Here is a 15,468-nt window from a genome sequence, read left to right on the forward strand (position 1 = left end):
GTGAACTTCGCGTGCGCGGAGGCCATGAAGGCGGCCATTTCCTCGTGGCGCGCCTGAATGAATTCGATCTTTCCGTTGGCGCGGTTCAGCGCGCCGAACACGCCGTTGATGCCGTCGCCGGGATAGCCGTAGATGCGGCGCACGCCCCAGGCATAGAGGCGGTCGACAAGGAAGTCACCCACCGTCGGGCTCGTCATTTGATTCTCCGGGAAAGGGATGCGATCGGTGTCACCTTACGTCGTGATTCGCTGGTGCGAAGACGCGGTGACAGCGTTGGTGTCTGGCACGTCGCAACGAACGTGCCGTTGGCGCGCGAGGCGTCTGGAGGGCCGTTTCGTTTCGATTGCGGCTGCCGAAGGGACGCACCCACGAGCGTCGCAATCGAAGACTTGATTCACACAGTCGCGGTAATGAGTGCATGCCGTTGCACGCATTTTCAAAACGTTGAAAGTTCGTCACAGCGTGACATATTCGGCAGGGCAGCGCGAACGGTGTGGGGCGTCCCGACCGAATTGCAATGAAAGGCATTTGACGGGAACGAGCGCATCCAAACGTAATTTGATGCTTGCAGCTATTCACTCGACGCCTGAGACAATGGCGTGAGCGATGTGTGTGATGAGAATCGCCAGGCCTTCGGTATGCGCATTTCTAGAACGAGCGTTCGAAAACGCCCGATCCGCATTGCCGTCGCCCGGCGGTGGAGCGGCATCATACTCACTGCCGCTTCGCTGCCTCCTTCTTGAGCTTCTTCGCTTCCTTCTTTTCTTTCGGTGTCTTGGTGGCGGCTTTCTTCTGCGCCTTCTTTGCATCCTGTGTTTTGCTCATGATGTCCTCGCGGTGTACGGTGTTCGACCAGTGTACGACGTGATGCGCTCGGGCATCACAGGAACGACGAGCCGCGATGCCATTTCGTCAGACACAGGCGCACGCCGAGCGTCATGCCGCGAGTCGGGGAAACACCATGCTTCCCCCGCCGCCGATGATGCATACTTGACTCGGCCGACGGCGACGCTGCGACCGTTATGGACCGCATCGGCAAGTGAAAGCGTGCCCCGACTCACTCTAGGAGACTGCGATGAAACCGCTCTTGTTGAAGGCGTGTCTATGCGCGCTTACGCTGGGCTCTTTCGGGTTCGCGTACGCGGCAGGAACCAGCGATGCAGCGTCCTCCGTCGATACGGGCAAGGCGAGCGGTCGCGTCAGCGGGCAAGGATCGGCAGGCGGCATGCAGCCCGCTACGCCCGGCGGCACCGCCGACACTTCAGCAGGGAACGCACGACCGGCCGCACAAGGCTCGGCAGGCGGCATGCAGCCGGTGACGCCGGGCACCAGTCAAGGCACCGGTGACGGAAAAGCCAAAGCGGGAACCGAATAGCAACTCTTTAGAGCGATCTCCACAAAGAGCGCCACCGCGCTTTGCGCATCATCGCGTTCTGGAAGTGGCTCGTTAAATTGCCTATGCTTTCTCCGGGTTCCGGACTATTCATGCGGCCGCTCACAGCCGACACACCCGACTCATACGCGAAGAACGAAAACGAATAGGGAGACGTCATGACAGGCTATTCCCGCGTTTTGCTTGGTTCGATAGCAGTCTGTATCGGCGCTTGGGGGACATCGACAGCGCTTCCCGCCCGCGCGGCCGACGAGATCCAGAACACCAACACGACGGAATCCGCGCCCGTTCCCGCTTCGTTGCGGCCCATATCGCAAGCACAGCTCGATGCCGCCGCGAACGACAGCGCGTCGTGGTTGCATTCCAACGGATCGTATTCCGAAACACGTTATGCGCCGGCCAGTCAGATCAATCGCTCCAACGTGGCGAAGCTGAGACCCGCTTTCATCTTCCAGACTGCCGTCATGGAGTCGATGGAAACCGCGCCGATCGTGTCCAATGGCGTCATGTTCCTGACGACTTCGTATAACCACGTCTATGCCATCGACGCTGTCAGCGGCAAGGAGTTCTGGCATTACAAGCACAAGATGGGGCCGGTGACGACCTTCTGCTGCGGGCCGAATAATCGCGGCGTTGCGATATCGGGCGACCGGCTGTACATGGGCACGCTCGACGCCAAGCTCGTCGCGCTCGACGCGAAGACGGGCAATCTCGTCTGGTCATCGCAGATCGCTGACCCCGAGGACGGCTACTCGGAAACGATGGCGCCCGTCGTGGTGGACGGCAAAGTGCTGATCGGCACGAACGGCGGCGAATACGGCATACGCGGTTTCGTGAAAGCGTTCGACGCGAATTCCGGTCAATTGCTCTGGACGTTCTACACGATTCCCGATTCCGGCAGCGAAGGCGTCTGGGCCGAGAACGACGCGGTTGGCCGCAACATGAAGCGCGATATCGAAGCGGAGAAGAAGACGCTCGCGGACAAGGGCCGCGACTTCGAGAAGACGCTCGGCGGCGGCGTATGGATGGCGCCGGCGGTGGATCGCGCGACGCGCACCGTATATTTCGTCGTGGGCAATCCCTCGCCGGACCTCTACGGCGCGATTCGTCCTGGCGACAATCTCTATACCGATTCGCTCGTCGCCATCGATCTCGATACGGGCAAGTACAAGTGGCACTACCAGTACATCGCGCATGACGTATGGGATCTCGATGCGGTCAGTCCGCCCATTCTCATCGACGTGAAGGACAAGAACGGGCAGATGGTTCCCGCCATCATTCATGGCGGCAAGACAGGCTTCGTGTACGTGCATGATCGCCGCGACGGACACATCATCCGCATTTCGGAAGCGATGATTCCGCAAGAGGGCGTATGGACGCTGCCGACTCCCACAGGCGCGCGCATGTTGCCCGGCGCAAACGGCGGCGTCGAATGGTCGCCCATGGCGTTCAACCCGCAGACGCGCATGGCTTACGCGGCGAACCTGCATCAGCCGATGACGTATCAGGTGGAAGACGCAGCGTATCCCGGCGGCAAGCTGTGGCTCGGCGGCGCGTTCAAGACCATTCCAGGCGAGCAGCAATGGGGCAGGCTCGTCGCGGTGAATGTCGATACAGGCAAGATCGCGTGGGGATACAAGACGGATCAGCCATTGATCGGCGGCGTGCTCGCGACCGCGGGCGGGCTCGTGTTCAACGGCGAGGGCAACGGTCTTTTCCGCGCGTTCGACGCCTCGACGGGCCGCAAGCTGTGGGAGTTCCAGTGCGGCGCGGGCGTCAACGCGCCGGCCGTGTCGTACATGGTGAACGGCAAGCAATACATCGCGGTCGCGGCGGGCGGCAATACGCAACTCGACTTCAAGCGCGGCAACAGCCTGCTCGTGTTTGCGTTGCCTTGAGCATGTTGCCGATGATGATGCTTCCGCGGATACGCAAGACGGCCGCGATCGTCGCGTGCGTGGCGCTTTCGCTGCCCTGTCTCGCGCATGCCGATGCACAAGCGGGCGCAGCGAAAGCCGCCGTATGCGCGGCGTGTCATGGTCAGAACGGCAATTCGACGAGCGGCGATTATCCGTCGCTCGCGGGGCAGTCGTCGCGCTATATCTTCCTGCAACTGCGTGACTTCAAGGCGGGCCGCCGCAGCGACCCGCGCATGTCGCCGATGGCGGCGAATCTTTCATCGGAAGACATGCATGATCTCGCCGACTACTTCGCCGCGCAGACGCTCGCGCCGACCGACTTCAAGGCGGACCCGGTGAAAGTGGAAGCAGGCAAGAAGAAGTCCGACGAAGTGCTCTGCACCATGTGTCATCTCGGCGGCTTCAAAGGGCAGAACGAGATACCGCGCGTGGCCGGTCAGCAGTATGCGTATATCGTGAAGCAGTTGCAGGACTTTCGCGCGAAGAAGCGCACGAACGATGCAGGCAATATGACGAGCGTGACCAAGAACCTGACCGACGCGGATATCGAGAATCTCGCGAACTACGTCGCCAATCTGCAATGATGCTGCGATTCACACGCACCTTTCTTCTGGCGTGCGCGGCCGTCGCGTCCATGCCGCAAGCTCGCGCCGATACCGACGCATACGCGCTAAACGAACGGCTGCTGATCGCGACGCGCAATGGCGATGCGCAAGCCGTCGCGCAGATGCTCGATCAGGGCGCGAAGATCGATTCACGCAACCGCATCGGCGACACGCCGCTTATCAGCGCGTGCAAGCGCGGCATGACGCCGCTTGCGCGCATGCTGATCGAGCGCGGCGCGAACGTGAATCAGGCCGACGTGCAAGGCATTACGCCGATGATGGCCGTCGCGTTCGACGGCAACGATGAAATCGCGGCGCTGCTCATCGCGCATCACGCCGATACGGCAGCGACCGATCGCGTCGGCAAGACCGCAATGGAATATGCCGCGGGGCGCGGACACACGGCGATCGTGCAACGTCTGCTCGATGCGGGTGTCGATGTCAACGCCGCGTACCACAACCATCTGACCGCGCTCATGTGGGCGGCGGGCTACGATCAGGCGCAGACCGCATCGATGCTGCTCGCGCGCGGCGCGGATCGCGATCTGCGTGATGATCGCGGCAAGACGGCGCTCGATATCGCGGAAGAGACGCGTTCGGTGCATGTGTCGGCGTTGCTCAGGGCGCAGTGAGGACAGGTCTCAGGAGACGGAGACCCCGAGCAGATGCCCGACGCCGAATGTGAACGCAGCGGCGGCAAGTCCGATCACAATCTGACGCGCGGCGGAGAAGACCGTGCTGCGGCCATTGAAGAGAGACGTGAACATGCCGATGGCCGCGAGCGCCAGTATGCTCAGTGCGATGCATTGAACGATCGCGGGCCGTCCAGACGACCACAGGAACGGCATCGCGGGAAACACGGCTCCCGCCGAGAACAGGCAGAACGATACGGCAGCCGCGGACCACGGGTTGCCGCCGAGTTCGGCCGGGTCTAGGCCGAGTTCTTCGCGTGTGAGCGCATCGAGCGCCTTGTCCTTGTCGCGCATGATCTGTGACGCAACGCGGCTTGCTTCCTCGCCATCCAGACCCTTCGCCCGATAGATCATGCGAAGCTCGTGCTCTTCGGCTTCCGGCGTATGTTCGAGTTCGTCGGCTTCCCGTTGAATCTGTGTGCGAGCGAGTTCACGCGCGTTCGTGACCGACAGCCACTCGCCGAGCGCCATCGAACACGCGCCCGCGATGATTCCCGCCAGCGCAGTCAACAGAATCGCTCGGTTGGGCGCGCCCGCGCCGGCCACGCCCATGATGAGGCAGAAGTTGGACACGAGACCGTCGTTGGCGCCGAGCACTGCTGCGCGCAGATCGTTGCCCGATGAGACGCCCCGGTGCCACGACTCGGCATCGGCTATTTCAGCGCCTTTCGTCGCGGCTTGTTTGCCTTCATTCGCTAGCGACTGCACGACGTTCGCGTGACGGTGCTCGTCGGCCGACATCGTTGCCGTATCGGGATTGCCTGCATATTTGTTTCGGTCGGCGAACTCGGACGCAGCAAGCGTCGGCAGCACGAAGCGCGCGCCGAACACATGAACCAGTCCCTGCATCAAGGCGGTTTTGAGAGCCGGTCCCGTGCGAGCGCGTTCGTGGTTGGCTTTGAGCTTGTCCGCCCAGACTTGCGCGTGCTGTTTCTCGGATGCCGCGAGTTCCGCGAAAATGCGCTTGCGGTCGGCTCGCACTTCGACGCGCGAGAGCGTCTCGTAGAGTGCCGCGCTGTGCAGTTCATCGGCAAGATTGGCGCGATACCGCTTCAATTCTTGTTTTGATGCCATGACGGTGTGCCTGCGGATCAGAAGCTCAAGTCTATCGCCGGCGCGCGACGCGGGCGCGAAAAGCCCTCGAACGCGCGCTGACCAAGAATGCCAATGGTTTGCATTCGTGCATGCATGCCGCGCCGTTAAGCGAGCCTTAAGGCGCGGCGTAACAGACTTTGGGGCTCGTCAAAGAATCGCGAAGGTCTTCCGGCTATTCTGCTATCTTCCGATGTCGAGCGCTTGACTGCCTCTCGAACTCCCCAGTCGCAACTTGTTCATGAACGTCGAACAAGCTGAGCGGCTCCCTTTACGGACATTGCACTATGCAACGCAAGCAACCTTCGAATGCCGCCATGACGGCGACGCGAATCGCGGCCGGCGACGACAGAACTTCGTACGACCGCGTGTCCATCACCCTGCACTGGCTGACCGCCGTTCTCGTGCTGGCGCAATTCATTCTCTCTCAGGTGTGGGGTTTCACGCCCCGGCCGACACGCCATCTTTTGATCGTCGCGCATATGTCCTTCGGCATCACGTTGTCGGCGGTGATCATCGCGCGCATTCTGTGGCGCGTGTCGCCCGGACATCAGGCGCCGGTCGCCTCGTCCGGATGGGCGGAGCTCGCGGCCAAGGGCATGCACTATCTGCTGTATGCGTTACTCGTTTCCGAAGCCGTGCTGGGCTTCGTGCTGAGATGGTCGGGAGACGAGTCGATGAGCTTCTTCGGCCTGCTGATTCCGCCGCCGTTCGCGCCGTTCAGCAAGGCGGCGCATCACAACATCGGTGAAGCGCACGAGTTCATCGGCTGGGCGATCATCGTGCTTGCGGCGGCGCATGCGGCTGCTGCGTTGTTCCATCACTGGTTCGTGCGCGATGCGGTCTTGACGCGCATGCTGCCGGGGCTTAAGCGACGTGACCTTTGAGCTGTCAATGCACGCTCGCCTTCGAAAAGACATTGATGATGACGACGCCCACTACGATCAGCGCAAGACCGAGAAAGGCGGGCGCATCCAGCTTGTGATGGAACACGAAGATGCTGACGCACGAGATCAGAACGATGCCTAGCCCGCTCCAGATGGCGTAAGCCAGTCCGACGGGAATCGTCTTCAGCACGATAGAAAGAAAATAGAACGCGCCGAGATAAAGGCAAGCCATCGCGAGCGTCGGGGCGAGCTTCGTGAACTGTTCGGACCTCTGCAGGCAAGTCGTTGCGCCGATCTCGAGCAGTATCGCGACCAATAATGCGCCATAGGCCGACGTCTTTTCGTGGGTCATGAGTTGCTCAGGGCTTCGTCGTCGAATGCAAGCTGCTGGCGAATCGAGTCGCCAGCAGCACTGTCTCAGTGATTCGCCAGATAAGCCTTGACCGCGGGCAGTCCCGGCTTTCCGTCGATCGTCGTCACGCCCGCGAGCCAGCCGTCGAGAATGGAAGGGTTGGCCTTCAGCCAATCGAGCGTTGCCTTGTTCGGGTCTTCCTTGTCCATGATGTGAGTCATGATCTGATTCTCCATCGCGGTACTGAAGCGAAGGTTCGAGAAGAGCTTCGCCGCGTTCGGGCAACGCGTCGCGTAGTCGGTCGGCTGCACCGTGTACACCTTCGCTTCACCGTAATTCGGGCCGAACACGTCGTCGCCGCCCGATAGATAGTTGATCTTCATTCGCACGTTCATGGGATGCGGCTCCCAGCCGAGAAAAACGATCCACTCCTTGTTTTGAATCGCCCGGTTGACCTGCACGAGCATGCCCGCCTCGCTGGATTCCACGAGCTTGAACTTGCCGAGACCGAACTGATTAGCCTTGATCATCTTGTCGATCAGGATATTCGCGTCGTTGCCCGGCTCGATGCCATAGATTTTGTACTGCAGCTTGTCCGCGTTCTTCGCGATATCGGAGAAGCTCTTGATCCCCGCTTGATAAACATAGTCGGGAACGGCGAGCGTATATTTCGCGCCGGTCAGATTGGGCGGGTTCACGACCTTGACAGACCCGGACTTGACGAACGGCTCGATGACCGGGTCCATCGAAGGCGACCAATAGCCGAGAAAGGCATCGATCTGTTTAGACTTCACGCCGGCAAACGTGATGGGAACCGAGGCGATCATCTTCGACGGCGCATAGCCCAGGCCCTGCAAGACGTTGGTCGTGAGCCCGGTCGTCGCGGCGATGTCGGTCCAGCCGATGTCGGCCATGCGAACAGTGCGGCAGCTTGCCGGGTCCGCCGCCTGCGCATTGACGGCGAAGCTGCTGGCGAAAACAAGTGCGAAGGTACTTGTCAGTCCGGCTACGAAGTGTCTCATCGCTGCTCCAGTTGGATGGGTTGATCGTGGAATTGCCGTTTCTTGGCGCTGTCAGCAATAAAATAAGGAGTATTGACTTTAGAAAGCGGCGGGATGCCCCGAATGCGGTCCGCGATCTTCTCCGCGAGCATGATGGTCGGCGCGTTCAGGTTGCCCGTGGTGATTTGCGGCATGATCGATGCATCCACCACGCGCAGGCCGCTCATGCCATGCACGCGTCCCTCGCCGTCGACGACTGCCATGTCGTCATAGCCCATCTTGCACGAGCATGAAGGGTGATATGCCGTTTCCGCCTTCGCGCGCACGAAGGCATCGAGTTCGCTATCGCTCATTGCATCGGCGCCGGGATGCAGCTCTTCTCCGCGATAGCGCGCGAGCGCCGGCTGCCGCATGATGTCCCGCGTGATGCGGATGCCGTCGCGGAACTCGCGCCAGTCGAGCGGATCGGCCATATAGTTGAACAGGATGCTCGGATGCGCGTTCGGATCGCGCGACTTGAGCTTCACGCGGCCCCGGCTCGGCGAGCGCATCGAGCCGACGTGCGCCTGAAAGCCGTGCATTTCGATGGGATTCGAGCCGTTGTAATTGATCGCAACGGGCAGGAAGTGATACTGGATGTTCGGCCAGAGATCGTCGTCGCGCGTGCGGATGAAACCACCCGCTTCGAAATGATTCGTCGCGCCGATGCCGGTTCCCTTGACCATCCATTCCAGTCCGATGGCCGGCTGGTTCCACCACTTCAGCGCAGGGTAGAGCGTCACGGGTTCCTTGCAGGCGTACTGCATGTACATCTCCAGATGATCCTGAAGGTTCTCGCCGACGCCCGGCAAGTCATGCACCAACGGAATCTCCAGCTCCTTCAGCCACGAAGACGGCCCCACGCCGGAACGCTGCAACAACTGAGGCGACGCAATCGCTCCGCAGCATACGAGCACTTCGCGGCGCACATGCGCCGTCTCGCGCTGCCCGCCATGCAGATAAGCGACGCCGATTGCGCGCTTGCCCGAAAACAGCACGCGGTCCGTTGCGGCATGCGTCACGATGGTGAGATTGGCGCGATGCCTCGCGCGGTCGAGATAGCCTCGCGCCGTGCTCGCGCGCCGGCCGTTGGCAGTGACCGTGCGATCCATCGGCCCGAAGCCTTCTTGCTGATAGCCGTTGAGATCGTCCGTGCGCGGATAGCCCGCCTGTACGCCCGCCTCCACCATCGCGGCGAAGAGCGGATTGTTGCCGGGCTTGCTCGTCGTCACGTGCACCGGGCCGTCGCCACCGTGGTATTCGTTCGGGCCGATATCTCGCGTCTCGGCCTTGCGGAAATACGGCAGGCAATCGAGATAGCTCCAGTTTTCGAGCCCCGGCATCGACGCCCAGTTGTCGTAGTCGAGCGCATTGCCGCGGATATAGCACATGCCGTTGATGAGCGACGATCCGCCGAGCCCCTTGCCGCGTCCGCATTCCATGCGGCGGTTGTTCATATGCGGCTCAGGCTCCGTTTCATACGCCCAGTTATAACGGCGACCTTGCAGCGGATACGCGAGCGCGGCCGGCATCTGCGTGCGGAAATCGAAGCGGTAATCGGGACCGCCTGCTTCCAGCAGCAGCACCGTCACGTCTTCGTCCTCGGTCAGACGGGACGCGAGCACGTTGCCCGCCGAACCCGCCCCGACGATGATGTAGTCGAACTCTCTCGCGCTCATCGGCATGCTCCTCAAAACACGGGTTGATACGGTCCGAGTTCCACTTGAACCGACTTGATGCGCGTATAGGCGTGCAAGGTGACGATGCCATTCTCGCGGCCGATGCCGGACTGCTTGTATCCGCCGACGGGCATCTCCGCAGGCGACTCGCCCCACGTATTGATCCAGCAGATGCCCGCATGCAGCCGATGCACCACGCGGTGCGCACGCGACAGGTTCTCGGTCACGACACCCGCCGCGAGCCCATAGACCGTGTCGTTTGCGCGCGCGATGACTTCGGCCTCGTCGTCGAAGGGAAGAATGCACATGACCGGTCCGAATATCTCTTCCTGCACGATGCGCATATCGTCGCGGCAATCCGCGAAGACGGTCGGCGCTACGTAGTTGCCGCGAGCGAATGCGCCATCGGTCAGACGCGCGCCGCCTGCAACGAGCCGCGCACCTTCGCGCTTGCCATCTTCGATGTAGCCGAGCACCTTTTGCATCTGCGCGGCGCTGACAAGCGGCCCGAAGTTCGTATCCGAATTCTCCGGCGCGCCGATACGAATGCGCTTCACGCGTTCCAACACAAGGCGTTCGTACTGCTCGGCGACATCGCGCTCGACGAACACGCGCGTGCCGTTGGTGCATACCTGGCCCGAGCTGAAGAAGTTCGCGCTCATCGCGATATCGGCGGCGCGTTCGAGGTTCGAATCGGCGAAGACGATCAGCGGCGACTTGCCGCCGAGTTCCATCGTCACGTCCTTGAGCGTGGAGCCGCCCGCGCGCGCCATCACCTTCTTGCCGGTCTCGATGCCGCCAGTGAACGATATCTTGTCGATGCCGGCGTGCTCCGCGAGCATCGCGCCGACGCGGGCATCGCCCTGCACCACGTTGAACAAGCCCGGCGGCGCGCCCGCTTCCGTGTAGATTTCCGCGAGCTTGAGCGCGCTCAAGGGCGTGACTTCGCTCGGCTTGAAGATCATCGCGTTGCCTGCCGCGAGAGCGGGCCCCGACTTCCAGCATGCGATCTGTATGGGATAGTTCCACGCGCCGATGCCCGCGCACACGCCGATAGGCTCGCGCCGCGTATAAACGAAGGACGCTTCGCGCAGCGGTATCTGTTCGCCTTCTATGGCCGTCGCGAGCCCCGCGTAATACTCGATGACATCCGCGCCCGTGACGATATCCACGGCGCGCGTCTCGGCGATCGGCTTGCCCGTATCGCGCGTTTCGAGCGCGGCGAGTTCGTCGTTGCGCGCGCGTAGCAAGTCCACCGCGCGACGCAGAATGCGCGAGCGTTGCATCGCCGTCAATGCGGCCCACTCCTGCTGCGCGGCCTGCGCTGACCGAACCGCCCGGTCGATGTCGGCCTGCGATGCCTGTTGCACGCGCGCGAGGGTTTCACCCGTGGCGGGATCGAACGTCTCGAAGGTTTCGCCGCTCGTTGCATCGACATATTCGCCGCCGATGTAAAGCCGTTGCTCGTCGAAAAGGGGCATCGCGTGCGTCTCCTGAGTGCGTTGAGGGGATCAGTCGCGTGGCTGGATCATGAGATCGATGTAGTCGTACGAGACGCGCAGCGCGCTCTTCGTATCGAACGGTTCGCCCGCGAGCGCGCCACGCAACCACAGCCCGTCGATGAGCGCCGCGAGTCCAGTCGCCGCGCGGCGCGCGGCAGCGCGGCTCAATACGCGCGAGAAGTCGGTGCAGAGGTTCGAGTAAAGACGGCGCGTATTCACGTATTGCAAGCGCCGCAGTTGTTCCTTGTGCATGCTTTCGGACCAGAACGCGAGCCACGTTTTCATGACCGGTCCGTTGACCTGCTCGACGTCGAAGTTCGCGGCGACGACCGCGCGCAGCTTCGAACGTGCATCGGGCTTCGCGGCCTTGCGCCGGCGCGAGGTGCCTTGCCACAGGGATCGCAACACATGGCGCATGGTCGCCTCCAGCAGCCCGTCCTTATCGCCGAAGTAATGGCTCACGATGCCCGTCGAGATCGACGCGCGCTGCGCCACGGTCGCGAGCGTGGCGCCCGTGAGTCCTACTTCGTCGATGGTCAGCAACGTGGCATCGATAAGTTGCGCGCGACGAAGCTCGCGCATTCCAAGCTTGGGCATGGTTGATCGACCTGTGAGAGCACGGCCGCCCTTGGCTTTACCAGAGCGTCGGCACATGCTACTTTTTTTATATTGAACGGTCAATCAACAAAAACGGCAAGAAAAACGCGAGCCGTTTGCGTCATACCTTTGCGTCAGACGATTGCATCGCACTCGTCCAGCAGCCAGTCCTGAAAGGCGCGCACGGCGGGCGGTTCTTCGCGTCGCGTGAGCAGCATGTAGCCGCGATCGGTGACGAGCGAGGTCTCACTCAACGCGACGAGCTGGCCCGTAGCGACCAGTTCGTCGATCAGCGGCGACCAGCCGAGCGCGACGCCCTGGCCCATGACAGCCGCATGCGCAACTAGGGCGTAGCTGTTGAAGGTCAGCCCGCCGTGCATCGGCGGCGCGGCCTGTCCGTGCGCGTCGAACCACGCGTGCCACGAGAGCCATCGCTCGGGTTGCGTGCGCGCGACGTGCAGCAGCGGCAGCTTCGAGAGATCGGACGTGTCGTGCGTTGCCGCGAACGTGGGGCTGCATACCGGCGTGACGCGCTCGGGAAAGAGCTTCACGGCCCGGCGCGCGCCCCAGTCGCCGTGCATGTCGCCGAACACGATGGCCACGTCCGCGGCATCGCCGGACGCACTCGGCATCTGCTGCGACGTGATGATCTTCACGTCGACATCGGGCATCAGCGCCTTGAATTGCGACAGGCGCGGCATGAGCCAGTAGGTGGCGAAGCCGAAGTCCGTCGACAAGGTGAGCGCGCGCTGGGTGGTGCGCGAGCGGATATCGCTCGTCGCCTGGCGGATGACGTCGAGGCCCTGACGCACCGCGTCGAAGAGGCGCGCGCCGTCTTCAGTGAGCGTCACGCCGCGATGGCCGCGCTCGAAAAGCGCCGTTCCGAGCGCTTCTTCCAGCTGCACAACGCGCTGACTCACTGCGGGTTGCGTCGAGCCGAGTTCGCGCGCAGCGGCCGTGAAGCTCGCGAGCCGCGCGGCGGATTCGAACATCAGCAGCGCCTGCATGGGCGGCAGGCGGTCTTGTCGCGGCATAACGGCTCCTTATGAGCGCATAACGAAATGTCGTCTTCACAGACGAAAATCGGACGGCAATAGTGGCGTTGCGCGAACAACCGGGCGCGCGGATTCCGGCATCCGATTCTATTCGAGGCGTGCTCCATGCTTGAAGCGAAACAAAATATCCTTGTTTTGATGGCCGATCAACTGACGCCGTTCGCGCTCGCCGCGTACGGCAATCGCGTGACGAAGACGCCGCACATCGACGCGCTCGCGCGTCGCGGCGTGGTGTTCGAATCGGCGTACTGCGCGAGTCCGCTGTGCGCGCCGTCGCGTTTCTCCTTGCTGGCGGGAAAGCTGCCCTCCAAGATCGGCGCTTATGACAACGCCGCCGAGTTTCCGTCCGAGACGCTGACCTTCGCGCATTATCTGCGCGCCGAGGGTTATCGCACGATCCTGTCGGGCAAGATGCACTTCTGCGGCGCGGATCAATTGCACGGCTTCGAGGAACGTCTCACCACCGACATCTATCCCGCCGATTTCGGCTGGACGCCCGATTGGCGCGACTTCGAAACGCGCCCATCGTGGTATCACAACATGAGTTCCGTCATCGATGCGGGTCCGTGCGTGCGCACCAATCAACTCGACTTCGACGACGAAGTGACGTTTACCGTGCGCCAGAAGCTCTTCGACATGGCCCGCGAGCGGCAAGCGGGCAAGGACGCGCGGCCTTTCCTGATGGTCGCGTCGCTGACGCATCCGCACGATCCGTATGCGATACCGCGCAAATACTGGGACATGTACCGCGATGAGGACGTGGACATGCCGCTTCATCGCGACTCGCTCGAAGCGAGCGATCCCCATTCGCGGCGTCTGCGTCACGTCTACGAAGCCGATCGCACGCCGCCGACCGACCAGCAGATCCGCAACGCGCGGCGTGCTTATTACGGCGCGGTGTCGTATGTCGATGACCAGTTCGGCGCCATTCTCGAAGCGCTGGAACAGGCCGGACTCGCGGACGACACCACGATCATCGTCACGTCCGACCACGGCGAGATGCTCGGAGAGCGCAACCTCTGGTACAAGATGACGTTCTTCGAAGGCGGCTGCCGCGTGCCGCTCATCGTGCATCGGCCGGGGCGCTTCGACGCGCATCGCGTAGCCGACTCGGTCTCGCATCTGGATGTGCTGCCTACGCTCGTCGATCTCGCGGCTAATGCGTCGCCGCGCGACTGGCCCGATGCCATCGACGGACGCAGCCTCATGCCGCATCTGACGGGAACGGGCGGCCATGACGAAGCAATCGGCGAGTATCTGGCCGAAGGCGCGATCGCGCCGATCGTCATGATCCGGCGCGGGGCGTACAAGTTCATTCATACGAAGGTGGACCCCGACCAGCTTTATGACCTCGAAGCCGATCCGTTCGAGCGCCGCAATCTCGCGGAGGACGAACGGCACCGCGCGCTGGTTGCCGCGTTTCGCGAGGAAGTGGCGCGCCGCTGGGACCTCGACGCGTTGCATCGCGACGTGCTGGCGAGCCAGCGCCGCCGTCACTTCCACTTTGCGTCGACCACGCGCGGGGTGATCCAGTCGTGGGACTGGCAGCCTCGCGTCGATGCGAGCCAGCGTTACATGCGCAATCATCTCGACCTCGACGATCTCGAAGCGATGGCGCGCTTTCCCGCCGTCGAGCATTGAAGCCGCTTGACCATCAACCGCACTCACCGACAGGAACGCAGATGAAAACAGTCCTATTTCAGGCAGTTTTATATAGCGCGCTCGGCTGCGCGGCGTCGGCCGCCTTCGCCGCCGATCCGCCGTCCTGCACGCAGGTGCGCATGGCCGATCCCGGCTGGACCGACATCGACGCGACCAACGCGATGAGCGGCATCGTGCTGAAGGCGCTCGGCTACCGGCAGGACGTCGCGAATCTCTCGGTGCCGATCACGTATCAGGGCTTGAAGAAAGGGCAGATCGACGTGTTTCTCGGCAACTGGATGCCGGCGCAAGCGCCGCTCGTGAAGCCGTTCGTCGACGAGAAATCCATCGACGTGGTGCGGCCGAACCTGACCAACGCCAAGTTCACGCTCGCCGTGCCGGACTATGTGGCGGCGGCGGGCGTGCATTCATTCGCGGACCTGGAGAAGAACGCGGACAAGTTCGACAAGCGCATCTACGGCATCGAGCCGGGCGCGCCGGCCAACCAGAACCTCAAGAAGATGGTGGACGACAAAGCCTTCGGTCTCGGGGAGTGGAAGGTCGTGGAATCGAGCGAAACCGGCATGCTGACGCAAGTCGAGCGCGCCATACGCGACAAGAAGTTCATCGTGTTCCTCGCGTGGGAGCCGCATTTGATGAACACGAAGTTCAAGCTCGTCTATCTCGACGGCGGCGACAAGTATCTCGGTCCCAACTTCGGCGGCGCGACGGTCAACACGGTCTCGCGCAGCGGCTACGAACAGCAATGCCCGAACGTCGGGCGTCTGTTCCGGCAGATGGCATTCAATGTCGATCTGGAGAACGGCGTCATTTCCGACGTGCTGGACAAGAAGCGGAAGATCGATTCGGCTGCAACCGATGCGCTCAAGCGCAATCCCGCGCTTCTCAAGACATGGCTCGAAGGCGTGACCACGGCTAACGGCGGCAACGGACTGGAAGCCGTTCAAAGCGCGCTTGGCGTGAAGTAACAGACTCACTGCGCCGACGCGTGCA

15 protein-coding genes are annotated in these 15,468 nt (G+C 62.3%); 7 read left to right on the forward strand and 8 right to left on the reverse strand.

Annotated features, from left to right (window positions below):
- Positions 1-197, reverse strand: a 197-nt coding sequence (locus NCR35_RS25490) for a thiamine pyrophosphate-binding protein (protein ID WP_250536709.1), incomplete at its 3' end; no start/stop codon positions are given.
- A gap of 878 nt (positions 198-1,075) precedes the next feature.
- On the opposite strand from NCR35_RS25490, the gene NCR35_RS25495 reads away from it, so the two are divergent.
- The 4 genes from NCR35_RS25495 to NCR35_RS25510 all read left to right on the forward strand — a co-directional run bounded on the left by NCR35_RS25495 (position 1,076) and on the right by NCR35_RS25510 (position 4,549).
- A complete protein-coding gene (locus tag NCR35_RS25495; protein ID WP_250536710.1) occupies positions 1,076-1,375 on the forward strand; it encodes a hypothetical protein in 300 nt (99 codons plus the stop codon).
- A 176-nt stretch (positions 1,376-1,551) separates the two neighbouring features.
- A complete protein-coding gene (locus NCR35_RS25500; protein ID WP_250536711.1) occupies positions 1,552-3,291 on the forward strand; it encodes a pyrroloquinoline quinone-dependent dehydrogenase in 1,740 nt (579 codons plus the stop codon).
- 14 nt (positions 3,292-3,305) lie between these two features.
- A complete protein-coding gene (locus NCR35_RS25505) occupies positions 3,306-3,896 on the forward strand; it encodes a c-type cytochrome (RefSeq protein WP_250536977.1) in 591 nt (196 codons plus the stop codon).
- Between the two features lie 50 nt (positions 3,897-3,946).
- Positions 3,947-4,549: an ankyrin repeat domain-containing protein gene (locus tag NCR35_RS25510; protein WP_250536712.1), complete on the forward strand. Its 603-nt coding sequence runs from the start codon at positions 3,947-3,949 to the stop codon at positions 4,547-4,549.
- Positions 4,550-4,558: 9 nt separating this feature from the next.
- Here NCR35_RS25510 and NCR35_RS25515 read toward each other — a convergent pair whose 3' ends face one another.
- Complete coding sequence (locus NCR35_RS25515) at positions 4,559-5,683, reverse strand: VIT1/CCC1 transporter family protein (RefSeq protein ID WP_244851151.1); 1,125 nt, start codon at positions 5,681-5,683, stop codon at positions 4,559-4,561.
- Positions 5,684-6,018: 335 nt separating this feature from the next.
- Between NCR35_RS25515 and NCR35_RS25520 the strand changes: the two genes are divergently transcribed.
- Entirely contained in the window at positions 6,019-6,588 is a 570-nt protein-coding gene (locus NCR35_RS25520; protein ID WP_250536713.1) for a cytochrome b, read from the forward strand.
- 4 nt (positions 6,589-6,592) lie between these two features.
- Here the strand turns inward: NCR35_RS25520 and NCR35_RS25525 are convergent, their stop codons facing one another.
- From NCR35_RS25525 to NCR35_RS25550, 6 genes are all read right to left on the reverse strand, one after another.
- Positions 6,593-6,940 (reverse strand): DMT family transporter, encoded by a 348-nt coding sequence (locus tag NCR35_RS25525; RefSeq protein ID WP_244851149.1) that lies wholly within the window; start codon positions 6,938-6,940, stop codon positions 6,593-6,595.
- Between the two features lie 65 nt (positions 6,941-7,005).
- Entirely contained in the window at positions 7,006-7,962 is a 957-nt protein-coding gene (locus tag NCR35_RS25530; protein WP_284503311.1) for a choline ABC transporter substrate-binding protein, read from the reverse strand.
- Complete coding sequence (gene betA, locus NCR35_RS25535) at positions 7,959-9,659, reverse strand: choline dehydrogenase (RefSeq protein WP_250536714.1); 1,701 nt, start codon at positions 9,657-9,659, stop codon at positions 7,959-7,961. Before betA ends, NCR35_RS25530 begins: the two co-directional genes overlap by 4 nt.
- 11 nt (positions 9,660-9,670) lie before the next feature.
- Complete coding sequence (betB, locus tag NCR35_RS25540; protein ID WP_250536715.1) at positions 9,671-11,140, reverse strand: betaine-aldehyde dehydrogenase; 1,470 nt, start codon at positions 11,138-11,140, stop codon at positions 9,671-9,673.
- 30 nt (positions 11,141-11,170) lie between these two features.
- Complete coding sequence (gene betI / locus NCR35_RS25545; RefSeq protein ID WP_244851146.1) at positions 11,171-11,758, reverse strand: transcriptional regulator BetI; 588 nt, start codon at positions 11,756-11,758, stop codon at positions 11,171-11,173.
- 134 nt (positions 11,759-11,892) lie between these two features.
- The gene (locus NCR35_RS25550; RefSeq protein WP_250536716.1) at positions 11,893-12,792 is read right to left on the reverse strand and encodes a choline sulfate utilization transcriptional regulator; all 900 of its coding nucleotides are present in this window, start codon (positions 12,790-12,792) and stop codon (positions 11,893-11,895) included.
- Positions 12,793-12,918: 126 nt separating this feature from the next.
- Between NCR35_RS25550 and betC the strand changes: the two genes are divergently transcribed.
- Both betC and NCR35_RS25560 read left to right on the forward strand, forming a co-directional pair.
- Positions 12,919-14,454: a choline-sulfatase gene (betC, locus tag NCR35_RS25555; protein ID WP_250536717.1), complete on the forward strand. Its 1,536-nt coding sequence runs from the start codon at positions 12,919-12,921 to the stop codon at positions 14,452-14,454.
- A gap of 41 nt (positions 14,455-14,495) precedes the next feature.
- Positions 14,496-15,443 carry a choline ABC transporter substrate-binding protein gene (locus NCR35_RS25560; RefSeq protein ID WP_250536718.1) on the forward strand — a complete coding sequence of 316 codons (948 nt, stop codon included), beginning with the start codon at positions 14,496-14,498 and terminating at the stop codon, positions 15,441-15,443.
- The last annotated feature ends 25 nt before the right edge of the window (positions 15,444-15,468 follow it).

It is taken from the genome of Caballeronia sp. AZ10_KS36 (assembly GCF_023631105.1).
Classification (GTDB): Bacteria; Pseudomonadota; Gammaproteobacteria; order Burkholderiales; family Burkholderiaceae; genus Caballeronia.

Excerpts from the sequence above, each read along its gene's own strand:
- betB (WP_250536715.1), bottom strand. The coding sequence starts at position 11,140 with ATGCCCCTTTTCGACGAGCAACGGCTTTACATCGGCGGCGAATATGTC.
- NCR35_RS25530 (WP_284503311.1), bottom strand. The coding sequence starts at position 7,962 with ATGAGACACTTCGTAGCCGGACTGACAAGTACCTTCGCACTTGTTTTC.
- NCR35_RS25510 (WP_250536712.1), top strand. The coding sequence starts at position 3,947 with ATGCCGCAAGCTCGCGCCGATACCGACGCATACGCGCTAAACGAACGG.
- NCR35_RS25560 (WP_250536718.1), top strand. The coding sequence starts at position 14,496 with ATGAAAACAGTCCTATTTCAGGCAGTTTTATATAGCGCGCTCGGCTGC.
- betI (WP_244851146.1), bottom strand. The coding sequence starts at position 11,758 with ATGCCCAAGCTTGGAATGCGCGAGCTTCGTCGCGCGCAACTTATCGAT.
- NCR35_RS25520 (WP_250536713.1), top strand. The coding sequence starts at position 6,019 with ATGACGGCGACGCGAATCGCGGCCGGCGACGACAGAACTTCGTACGAC.
- NCR35_RS25550 (WP_250536716.1), bottom strand. The coding sequence starts at position 12,792 with ATGCCGCGACAAGACCGCCTGCCGCCCATGCAGGCGCTGCTGATGTTC.
- NCR35_RS25505 (WP_250536977.1), top strand. The coding sequence starts at position 3,306 with ATGATGCTTCCGCGGATACGCAAGACGGCCGCGATCGTCGCGTGCGTG.
- NCR35_RS25495 (WP_250536710.1), top strand. The coding sequence starts at position 1,076 with ATGAAACCGCTCTTGTTGAAGGCGTGTCTATGCGCGCTTACGCTGGGC.
- NCR35_RS25515 (WP_244851151.1), bottom strand. The coding sequence starts at position 5,683 with ATGGCATCAAAACAAGAATTGAAGCGGTATCGCGCCAATCTTGCCGAT.
- betC (WP_250536717.1), top strand. The coding sequence starts at position 12,919 with ATGCTTGAAGCGAAACAAAATATCCTTGTTTTGATGGCCGATCAACTG.
- betA (WP_250536714.1), bottom strand. The coding sequence starts at position 9,659 with ATGAGCGCGAGAGAGTTCGACTACATCATCGTCGGGGCGGGTTCGGCG.
- NCR35_RS25500 (WP_250536711.1), top strand. The coding sequence starts at position 1,552 with ATGACAGGCTATTCCCGCGTTTTGCTTGGTTCGATAGCAGTCTGTATC.
- NCR35_RS25525 (WP_244851149.1), bottom strand. The coding sequence starts at position 6,940 with ATGACCCACGAAAAGACGTCGGCCTATGGCGCATTATTGGTCGCGATA.